Annotated in this window: 1 protein-coding gene; it reads right to left on the reverse strand. The window is 77.5% G+C overall.

The genetic code is table 11. The features are described from left to right. A partial coding sequence (locus tag ACFWXO_RS39685; protein ID WP_380530694.1) for an amino acid adenylation domain-containing protein occupies positions 1-10,933 on the reverse strand: 10,933 nt, incomplete at its 3' end. Positions 10,934-10,978 lie beyond the last annotated feature (45 nt).

Here is a 10,978-nt window from a genome sequence, read left to right on the forward strand (position 1 = left end):
GGGCGCCCCCCCCCCCCCTCCGCCGGGCCGGGCCCCCCCCCCCCCGCGGGGGGTGGGGCTGGGTGGGGGGGGGGGGGGGGGGGGGGGGCGGCCCCGCCCCCCCCCCCCCCGGTCCGGGGTCGGGCAGGGCCCGGCGGTCGGTCTTGCCGTTGGGGGTGAGCGGCAGCCGCTCCAGCGGGACGAACACGGCGGGGACGAGGTGCGGGGGCAGCGACTCGGCGAGCTGGGCGCGCAGTTCGAGGGCGGTGCCGGCCGGGTCGGCTTCCCCGCACGGGTCGGCGGGCACCACGTACGCGACCAGCCGGCCGCCGCCGGGGGCGTCGGTGCGGACGGTGACGACGGCGTCGCGCACCAGCGGGCTGCGGCGCAGTGCGCTCTCGATCTCGCCCGGTTCGATCCGGAAGCCGCGCAGCTTGATCTGGTCGTCGGCGCGGCCGCAGTAGCGGAGTTGGCCGTCGGCGTCGCGGCGGGCGAGGTCCCCGGTGCGGTACATCCGCTCGCCGGGGGCGCCGTACGGGTCGGGCAGGAAGCGCCGGGCGGTCAGGCCGGGGCGGCCGAGGTAGCCGCGGGCCAGGCCGGGGCCGGCCAGGTGGAGTTCGCCGGTCACGCCGGGCGGGACGGGGCGCAGGGCGGCGTCGAGCAGGTAGGCGCGGGTGGCGCCGCTGGGGTGGCCGATGGCGGGGGCGGTGCCGGTGCCGGGGGTGAGCGGGCCGGTCCAGGTGGCGACCACGGTGGCCTCGGTGGGGCCGTAGGAGTTGACCATGCGGCGGCCGGGGGCCCAGGTGTCGACCAGGTCGGCGGGGCAGGCCTCGGCGCCGACCACCAGGGTGCGCAGCTCGGGCAGCGCGCCGGCGGTGCCGGGTTCGAGGGTGGCCAGGGCCGCCGGGGGGATCAGGGCGTGGCTGATCCGGCGTCCGGCCAGGGCCTCGGCGAGGCGTTCGCCGACCAGCGGGCCCTCCTCGCCGGTGACCAGGGCGGCGCCGCTGAGCAGGGAGATGCACAGTTCCAGGACGGAGGCGTCGAAGCTGGGCGAGGCGAACTGGAGCACCCGGTCGCCGGGGCCGACGGCGTACTGGCGGGCGGCTGCGGCCGCGAAGGAGGCGAGTCCGGCGTGGGTGACCACGACGCCCTTGGGGGTGCCGGTGGAGCCGGAGGTGTAGACGACGTACGCCGGGTGGCCGGGGGTGAGGGGGGTGGTGCGGTCGGCGTCGGTGGGGGCGGTGTCGGGGCCGTCGGCGGCCCACACCCGGGCGGGGTCGTCGATCAGGACGGTGGCGCCCGCGTCGCGGACCATGAACTCCCGCCGGGCGGCCGGGTAGGCGGGGTCGACCGGGAGGTAGGCGCCGCCGGCCTTGGCGACGGCGAGTTGGGCGACCACGGCGGCCGCCGAGCGGGGCAGGGCGAGGGCGACCAGCCGTTCCGGACCGACGCCGTCGCGGATCAGCTGCCGGGCCAGGCGGTTGGCCGCCCGGTCGAGTTCGGCGTAGCCGATCACCCGGTCGCCGTCGAGCAGGGCGGGGGCGTCGGGGGTGCGGGCCGCCTGCCGTTCGAACAGCTGGGGCAGGGTCGCCTCCGGCACCGGGGGGAAGTCGCCGGTGGCCAGGGCGAGTTCGGCGACGAGCCGGTCGGGGCCGGCCAGCGGCAGGGAGCCGAGGGCGCACTGCGGGTCTGCGGTGACGGCGGTCAGCAGGGTGGCCAGCTGCTCGGCCATCCGCTCGGCGGTGGCGGGCTCGAACAGGTCGGTGTTGTAGGTGAGTTGGCCGTGAAGCGCACCGTCGTCGGCGTGGGCGAACTCCAGCACCAGGTCGAAGGCCGTGCCGGTGGCGTCGGTCTCGACGTCGGTCACCGCCAGGCCCGGCAGGTCGAGTTCGGCCGCGGGGGTGTTCTGCAGCACGACCAGCACCTGGAAGAGCGGGCTGCGGCTGGTGTCGCGCACCGGCTGCACCTCGTCGACGACCCGCTCGAAGGGCACGTCCTGGTGGGCGAAGGCGTCCCGGACGGTCTGCCGGACCTCGGCGAGGAAGGCGGTGAAGGGCTGCCGGGGTTCGATCCGGGAGCGCAGCACCAGGGTGTTGACGAAGAAGCCGATCAGCCGTTGGGTGCCGGGGTGCTCGCGGCCGGCGGTGACGGTGCCGACGGCGATGTCCCGGTCGCCGCCGAGCCGGGCCAGGTAGGCCTGGGCGGCGGTGACCAGGGTGGTGAACAGGGTGGTGTCGCCGCCGCGGGCGACCCGGGCGAGCCCGCGGGCGGTGTCGGCGGGCAGGTCGATCCGGACGCTGCTCCCGGAGCTGGTGCGGACCGTCGGCCGGGGCCGGTCGAGCGGCAGCCGGACGGGGTCCAGGTCGGCCAACTGCGCCTTCCAGTAGGCGAGCTGGTCGGTGGCGTCGTTGGCGCGCTGCCAGTGGGCGTGGTCGGCGTACTGCACCGGCAGCGGGGCGAGCGGCGGGTGGGCCGGGTCGAGGGCGGCGCGGTAGAGGTGGGCCAGCTCGGTGAGCAGGACGGCGTTGGACCAGCCGTCGGTGACGATGTGGTGCAGGGTCAGGGCGAGTACGTGGTCGTCGGCGGCGAGCCGGACCAGCGCGGGGCGCAGCAGCGGGCCCCGGCGCAGGTCGAAGGGGCGGGCGCGTTCGGCGGCGAGCACGGCGCGCAGGGCCTCCTCCCGTTCCCCGGAGGGCAGTTGGGCGAGGTCGTGGCGGGGCAGCGGCACCGGCTGCGGCGGGTGGACGAGTTGGACGCCGTGGCCGTCGACGCCGTCGAAGGTGGTGCGCAGCGACTCGTGCCGGGCGGCCAGGGCGGTCAGCGCCGCACCGAGGGCGTCGCCCTCCAGCGGGCCGCGCAGCCGCAGGGCGAGGGCGGTCACGTACTCGGCGCCGCCGGGTGCGAACTCCTCCAGGAACCAGAGGCGTTGCTGGGCGTAGGACATCGGCGCCGCGCCGTCCCGGGCGACCGGGACCAGGGGCGCCACGGGGGCGGCGGGGACGGCGGGCGGTCGGCCCGGGCCGGACCGCCCGGTGAGCAGTGCGGCGAGACCGGCCGGGGTCGGGTGGTCGAACACCGCGCGGGGCGTCAGTTCGGTGCCGAAGGCCTCGGCGAGGCGGCCGGCGAGCCGGATGCTGAGGATGGAGTCGCCGCCGAGCGCGAAGAAGCCCTCCGTCACCCCGGGCGGGTGGATGCCCAGCACCTCGCCGAAGACCTCGGCGGTGCGGCGCTCGGCCTCGGTGCGCGGCTCGGTGCGCGGCTCGGTCCGGTCGGCGGCTCCGGCGGTGTGCCGCTGCTCCGGTGCGGGGAGCGCGGCGCGGTCGACCTTGCCGTTGCGGCTGAGCGGGAGGGCGGCGAGCGGGACGAAGGCGGCGGGCACCAGGTAGTCGGGCAGGGTGCGGGCGGCGAGGTCCCGCAGGCTCTCGGGGTCGGCGGCGCCGACGGTGTAGGCGACCAGCCGGCGGGCGCCGGGCCGGTCGGTGCGGGCGACCACGGCGACGTCGGTCACCCCGGGGTGGGCGGCGAGGGCGGCCTCCACCTCGGCGGGCTCGACCCGGAAGCCGCGGATCTTGACCTGGTCGTCGGCCCGGCCGAGGAACTCGACGGTGCCGTCGGGGCGGCGCCGGGCCACGTCCCCGGTGCGGTACATCCGGGTGCCGGGCGGGCCGTACGGGTCGGCGAGGAAGCGGGCGGCGGTCGCGCCGGGGCGGCCGAGGTAGCCGCGGGCCACGCCCTCACCGGCGAGGTACAGCTCGCCCGCGCAGCCGGGCGGGACGGGCCGCAGCCGGCCGTCCAGGACGTGCAGGCGCCGGTCGTCCAGCGGGCGGCCGATCGGCAGGGTGTCGGGTACGGCGGCGGGGTCGGCGAGTTCGTGGGCGGTGGCGAAGGTGGTGGTCTCGGTGGGGCCGTAGCCGTCCACCACGGTCAGCCCGGGGCAGGCGGCGAGCACCCGGCGCACGGCCGCGGCGGGCACCACGTCGCCGCCGGTCCACAGCGTGCGCAGGCCGGCGAAGCAGTCCGGGGCGTCCTGGGCGAGCAGCCGGAACAGTCCGGCGGTGAGCCACAGCGCGGTCGGGCCCTGCGGTCCGGCGAGGCGGCGCAGCAGCGCGGCGTCCACCGGCCCGGCGGGGGCGACGAGCACGCAGCCGCCGGTCAGCAGCGGGGCCCAGACCTCGAAGGTGGCGGCGTCGAAGGCCACCGGGGAGTGCAGCAGGACCCGGGCGCAGCGGCCGTCGGCGAAGCGGCCGTCGGTGCCGAGCGAGGCCACGTCGCGGTGCCGGACGGCGACGGCCTTGGGCTCGCCGGTGGAGCCGGAGGTGTACATCACGTAGGCCAGCCGGTCGGGGTCGGCGGGCGGCAGGGCCGTGCCGGTGGCCTCGGTGCGGGCGGCGGCGGTGCGGGCGGCGGCGACCAGGTCGGCGGTGAGCCGCCGGGTGGCACCGGCCCGGGCGAGCAGGGTGCGGCGGCGCTCCTCGGGGGCGCGGAGGTCGACGGGCAGGTAGGCGCCGCCCGCCTTGAGGACGGCGAGTTGGGCGACGACCAGGGCGGTCGAGCGCTCCAGCTCCAGCGCGACCCGCTCCTCGGGGGCCAGCCCCTCGGTGAGCAGCCGGCCGGCGAGCCGGTCGGACCACTCGTCGAGCTGCCGGTAGGTCAGCCGGTGTTCGCCCTCGCGCACGGCGGGGGCGTCGGGGGTGCGCCGGACGTGCCCGGCGAGGACGGTCAGCGGGCTGCGGGGTACGGCCGGGCGGGCGGTGGCCTGCCAGTCGGCCAGCAGGGCGCGGTCGGCCGGGGTGAGCGGCTCCAGCGTGTCGAGGTCGCGGCCGTCGGTGAGGGCCTCGGTGAGGGCGGTGAGCAGCAGGGCGAGCCGGTCGGCGGCGTCCTCGGCGGTCCGGTGGTCGAACAGCGCGGGGTCGTACCCGAGGTCGAGGCCGAGGCGCTCGCCCAGGTGGGCGCGCAGGCACCAGGGGAAGGTGGTGGCGTCGTCGGCGCGCACCTCGACCACCCGGACCCCGGTGCGGGCTTCGGCGGACTCGTCCACGGGGTAGTTCTCGAAGACCAGCATGCTGTCGAACAGCGGCTCCCCGGGGGGCAGTTCGCCGAGTGCCCGGATCCGGGTCAGGGACAGGTGGTCGTGGGCGCGGGCCTCGCTCTGGCGCGCCTGGAGCTCCCGCAGCCAGGGCAGCACGCCGCCGGGGGCGAGCCGGACCCGGGTGGGGACGGTGTTGATGAACAGGCCGATCATCGCCTCCACGCCGGGCAGTTCGGCGGGGCGTCCGGACACGGTGGTGCCGAAGACGACGTCCTCGCCGCCGCCGTGCCGGGCCAGCAGCAGGCCCCAGGCGCCCTCCAGCACGGTGTTCACGGTCAGTCCGGCGGCGGCGGCCCGTTCGCGCAGCCGCCGGGTGAGCGCCTCGTCCAGCTCGCGGTGGACGGCGGCGGTGGAGCGGGCCCGGTGGGCCTGCGCCGGGCGGCGGTCGTACGGGAGCGGGGTGCGGGCGGTGAAGCCCTCCAGGGCGGCGCTCCAGTGCGCCTCGGCGGCGGGCCGGTCGCGTTCGGCCAGCCAGCCCAGGAAGTCCGCGAAGGGGCGGCGGACCGGGCGCGGGGCCTGGGGGCCGCCGGTGAGCGCGGCGTACTCCTCGCAGACCTCGGTGAGCAGTTGGCCGGTGCTCCAGCCGTCCAGGGCGAGGTGGTGGGTGGACCACAGCAGCAGCAGCTCGTCGCCGGGCAGGGCGGCCAGGGTGAGCCGGGTGAGCGGCGCGGTGGTCAGCTCCATCGGGGTGGCCCGCTCCTCGGCCAGCAGCTGTTCGGTCACCGCGGCCAGCTGTCCGGGGTCGGCCGGGTCGATGCCGAGGTCGAGGTGCCGTACGGGCAGCGCGGCGTGCCGGGCGACCAGTTGGACGGGGTGCGGCAGCCCGCGCCAGTGCACGGCGGAGCGCAGCGCCGGGGTGCGGTCGGCGACCTGCTGCCAGGCGGCGGCGAAGGCCCGCGGGTCGGCGATCCCGGCGAGGCGCACCGCGATCCGGTCGACGTAGGCGTCGCCGGTGCCGTCGGCCTCGTCGGTGGCTTCGGTGCCGCCGGTGGCATCGGTGCCGCCGGTGCCGGCGCTGTCGACCAGGCCGTGGAAGAGCATGCCGGACTGCAGCGGGGTCAGCGGCAGCACGTCCTCGACCGCGCGGCCGTCGCCGACCAGCCGGTCCAACTGCTCCTGGTCCAGGCCGGCCAGCGGGAAGTCGGACGGGGTGCGCCCGCCGGCGCCGGGCCGGGCGCAGTGCTCGGCCAGTTCGCGCAGGGCGGTGCGCATCTCCTCGGCGAGGCCCCGGACGGTGGCCTCGCCGTAGATCTGCGCGGGGTAGGTCCAGGCCAGTTCGAGGCGGCCGTCCTGGACCGCTCCGGTGACTTCCAGCAGGTAGGGGCGCGGCTCGTCCGGGTCGGTGTCGCGCCCGGCCGGGGGCAGCTGGCCGCGGACCAGGCCGGCGGTGCCGGGGCCGTCGCCGGATCCGACGCCGCCGGGGTCGAAGCGGCCGTGGTAGTTGAAGCCGACCTGCGGGGCGGCGCCGCCGGTCAGCGGGCCGTCCGGGTGGAGGTGGCGCAGCGCGCCGTGGCTGAGGCCGCGCAGCGGGACGGCCCGCAGCTGCTCCTTGACGGCCCGCAGGGTGTGGTGCCAGTCGGCGGCCGGGTCGACGCGCAGGGCGAGCGGGAACTCGGCGGTGAACCAGCCGACCGTGCGGGAGAGGTCGAGGTCGTCGAAGAGGTCCTCGCGGCCGTGCCCCTCGACGCCGATCAGCACCTCGTCCCGGCCGCACCAGCGGGCCAGGGTGCGGCCCAGGGCGCTGAGCAGCACGTCGTTGACCTGGGTGCGGTAGGCGGCGGGCGCCTCGCGCAGCAGGGCCGCGGTGGTGGCCCGGTCCAGGGTCACGGCGAGGGTGGCGGCGCCGGCGTGGGTGTTGGCGCCGGGGCGGCCGGCGGGGAGCCCGGCCGGGGCGGCGCCGGTGCGGGTCCAGTACGCGGTGTGGGCGTCCAGGGCGCCCGCGCGGGTGTGCCGCTCCAGCCGGGCGGCCCACCGGCCGTGGGTGGTGCCCTCCGGCGGGAGCTCGACCGGGGCGCCGGTGCGGGCGGCGTGGTGGGCGGTTTCGAGGTCGGCGAGCAGGATCCGCCAGGAGACCCCGTCGACGGCCAGGTGGTGGACGGTGAGGACGAGTTGGCCGGGCTGCCGCTCGCCGCGGTCGAAGAACAGGGCGTGCACGGTGCGGCCCTCGACCGGGTCGAGCGAGCGCTGGGCGGCGTCGGTGGCCTGCTGGACCTCGGCCTCCAGGGCGGCGGGGTCGAGGCCGGCGGCCGGGTGGTGGGCGAACAGGCCGCCGGGCGGCTGCTCGGCCACCTCCTGGCGCCAGCCGTCCGGGCCGGGGCGGAAGCGGGTGCGCAGCGCCGGGTGGTGCCGGACCAGGGCGTGGACGGCTTCGCGCAGGGCCGTCGGGTCGGTACCGGGGGCGAGTTCCAGGCGCTGGGTCATGGTGAAGCGCAGCGGCTCGCCGGGGCGGCGGGCGTCCAGGTACCAGCGCTGGATCGGGGTGAGCGGCGCCTCGGCGGGCTCCGGCCCGGTTTCCTGACGTTCAATCACCTCTTTGGTGATCAAGGCGAGTTCGGCCACGCTCTGGTGCCGGAAGACGTCCTTGGTGGTCAGCGCCAGCCCGGCGGACCTGGCCCGGGACACGATCTGGATGCTCAGGATGGAGTCGCCGCCGAGCGCGAAGAAGTTGTCCCGGGCGCCGACCCGTTCGACGCCGAGCACCCGGGCCCAGATCTCGGCGAGCCGCTGCTCGGTGCCGGGCGCCGGGGCGACGTACGGGGTGGAGCGGTCGGGCTGGGCGGGCGGTGCGGGCAGGGCGCGGCGGTCGGTCTTGCCGCTGACGGTGCGCGGGATCCGGGCCAGCGGGACGAAGGCGGCGGGCACCAGGTGGTCGGGCAGGGTGCGGCGCAGCCAGGTCCGCAGCTCGTCGGCGGGTGGCACCCGGTCGGCGGCCGGTACCGGGTAGCCGACCAGCACGGTGCGTCCGGCGTGCTCGCGGGCGGCGACCGCGCAGTCGGCGAGGTCCGGGTGGGCCAGCAGGGCGGCCTCCACCTCGCCGGGTTCGATCCGGAAGCCGCGGATCTTGACCTGTTCGTCGGCCCGGCCGAGGAACTCCAGCTGGCCGCGGGCATTGCGGCGGGCCAGGTCGCCGGTGCGGTACATCCGGGAGCCGGGCGGGCCGTACGGGTCGGCGAGGAAGCGGACGGCGGTCAGGCCCGGCCGGTTCAGGTAGCCGCGGGCGACCTGGGCGCCGGCCAGGTAGAGCTCCCCCGGCATGCCGGGCGGCACCGGGCGCAGGGCGCCGTCCAGTACGTGGGCGCTCAGGCCCCAGCCGGGGCGGCCGATGACGGGGTGCTCGGGGTGGTCGGCGCAGCGGGCCCAGGTGGCGTCGACGGTGCACTCGGTGGGCCCGTACACGTTGTAGGCGGTGACGCCGAAGTCGGCGCGGGCGGCGGCGAGTTGCCGCCAGGTGGTGGCGGGGACGGCCTCGCCGCCGACCAGCAGCAGCCGGGGGTGGTGGCGGCCGGGGGCGAGCAGCCCGGCGGCGGTGAGTTCGCGCAGGAAGGACGGGGTGACGTTGACCAGGTCGAGGCGGCGGTCGGCGACCAGCGCGCAGAAGGCCTGCGGGTCAAGCCGGACGTCCTCGTCGATCAGGTGGATCTCCTGGCCGAGGGCGAGCAGCAGCGGGCCCTCCCAGCTGGTGTCGAAGGAGAAGGAGGCGCTGAGTGCGACCCGCAGCCGCTCGCCGTCGGCGGTGTGCGGGTCGACCAGGCCGAGCCGGTGGTCCCGGCAGAGGTTGACCAGTTGGCGGTGTTCGACGGCGACGCCCTTGGGGCGGCCGGTGGAGCCGGAGGTGAAGACCACGTACGCCGTGCCGGCCGGGTGCAGCGGCGACGTCCGGTCGGCGTCGGTCAGGTCGTGGTCGGGCAGGGCCTGCCAGGCCGTGTCGCGCAGGGTCCGTTCGGTCAGCACGGCCCGTGGCCGGGCGTCGTCGAGCAGCAGGGCGGCACGTTCCTCGGGCAGCTCCGGGTCGACGAAGAGCACCGCGGCGCCGGTCTTGAGCACCGCGAACAGGGCGACCACCAGCGCGGAGGTGCGCGGCAGCCGGACCGCGACCAGCTGTTCGGGGCCGGCGCCGAGGGCGACCAGGTGGCGGGCCAGCCGGTTGGCCCGGGCGTTGAGCGCGGCGTAGTCGAGGGTGGTGTCCCGGGCGACCAGGGCGGTGGCGTGCGGGGTGCGGGCGGCCTGGGCCTCGAACAGGGCGGTGAAGGTGGTGTCGGGTGCCTGCGGCAGCGGTTCGCCGCGCCCCTGCCGCAGGGTGCGCTCGCGCTCCTGGGCGGTCATCAGCGGCAGGTCGCCGACGGGGGTGTCCGGGCCGTCGGCGACGGCCGTCAGCAGCACGGTCAGCCGCTCGGCCAGCAGTTCGGCGGTGCGGGCGTCGAACAGCCCGGTGCTGTACTCCAGGTGGCCGGTGAGGCCGCCGTCGCGTTCGACGAAGTCGAAGGAGAGGTCGAAGCCGGCGGTGCGCACCGGCGGGGTCAGCGGCTCCGCCGTCAGCCCGGGCAGCCGGGGCGCCTCGGCGCCGAGGTTGTGCAGGGCCACCATGACCTGGAACAGCGGGGTGCGGCTGGTGTCCCGCTCCGGCTGGAGGGCGTCCACCAGTCGTTCGAAGGGCACCTCCTGGTGGGCCAGGGCGTCGAGCAGGGTGCCCCGGGCGCGGGCCAGCAGCGCCCGGAACGGCTCCGCCGGGCGGACGCTGCCGCGCAGCACCAGGGTGTTGACGAACATGCCGACCAAGTCGTGGAGTTCGCCCTGCTCGCGGCCGGAGGTGACGGTGCCGACGGCGAAGTCCCGCTGCCCGGACCAGCGGGCCAGCAGGACCTGGCAGGCCGCCAGCAGCACGGTGTACAGGGTGCCGTCGGCCTCCCGGCCGCGCTCGCGCAGCCGCCCGGTCAGTTCGGCGGGCAGGGTGAAGCTGACCAGCGCGCCCTCGGTGCCGCGGACGGCCGGACGCGGCCGGTCGGTGGGCAGCTCCAGCGGCGGCAGCCCGGCCAGGGTCTCCCGCCAGTGGTCGAGCTCCGCCTCGGCGCGGTCGCCGCGGCCGCGTTGCCAGGCGGCGAAGTCGACGTAGCGGACGGGGAGTTCGGGCAGTTCGGGGCGGCGTCCGGTGAGCGCGGCGGCGTACAGCTCGGCGAGGTCGCGGCCGAGCACGCCGATCGACCAGCCGTCGGTGACGATGTGGTGCACCGCCAGGACGAGCACGTGCTCCTCCGCCGCCGTCCGGGCCAGCCGGGCGCGCAGCAGCGGGCCGGCGGCCAGGTCGAAGGGGGTCGCGGCGATCCGCTCCAGCAGCGCGTCCAGGGCGGCCGGGTCGAGGTCCTCGCAGGGCAGTCCGACGGGGTACGGCGGGTGGACCACCTGCCGGGCCACGCCGTCCCGTTCGGCGAAGGTGGTGCGCAGCGCCGGGTGCCGGGCGACCAGGGCGTCCAGGGCCGCGCCCAGCGCGCCCCGGTCGAGCGTGCCGCGCAGCCGCAGGGCGGACAGCGTGGTCCAGTCGGTGCCGCCCGGCTGGAAGCGGTCGAGGAACCAGAGCCGCTGCTGGGCGTACGACAGCGGCGGCTCGGCGGCGTCGGCGTCCGCGAGGACCGGGATGACGGCCGGGATGACGGGGCCGTCGGCCGGGCCGGATCCGGCGGGCTGCCCTCCCCCGGCGCTGAGGGCCTCGGCGAGCCGGGCCAGCACCGGGTGGTCGAACAGCACCCGGGGGGACAGGTCCGCCCGCCCGAAGGCCTCGCGCAGCCGGGCGGTGGCCCGGACGGCGAGGATGGAGTCGCCCCCCAGAGGGCAGAATTGGGTCGCGGGGGGGCGCCGAGCGGGGGGCACCACCGCCCGGGGTTTTTAAACGAAATGAGGAAGCGCAGCCCGATGCAG

The organism is Kitasatospora sp. NPDC059088, from assembly GCF_042738155.1.
Classification (GTDB): Bacteria; Actinomycetota; Actinomycetes; order Streptomycetales; family Streptomycetaceae; genus Kitasatospora.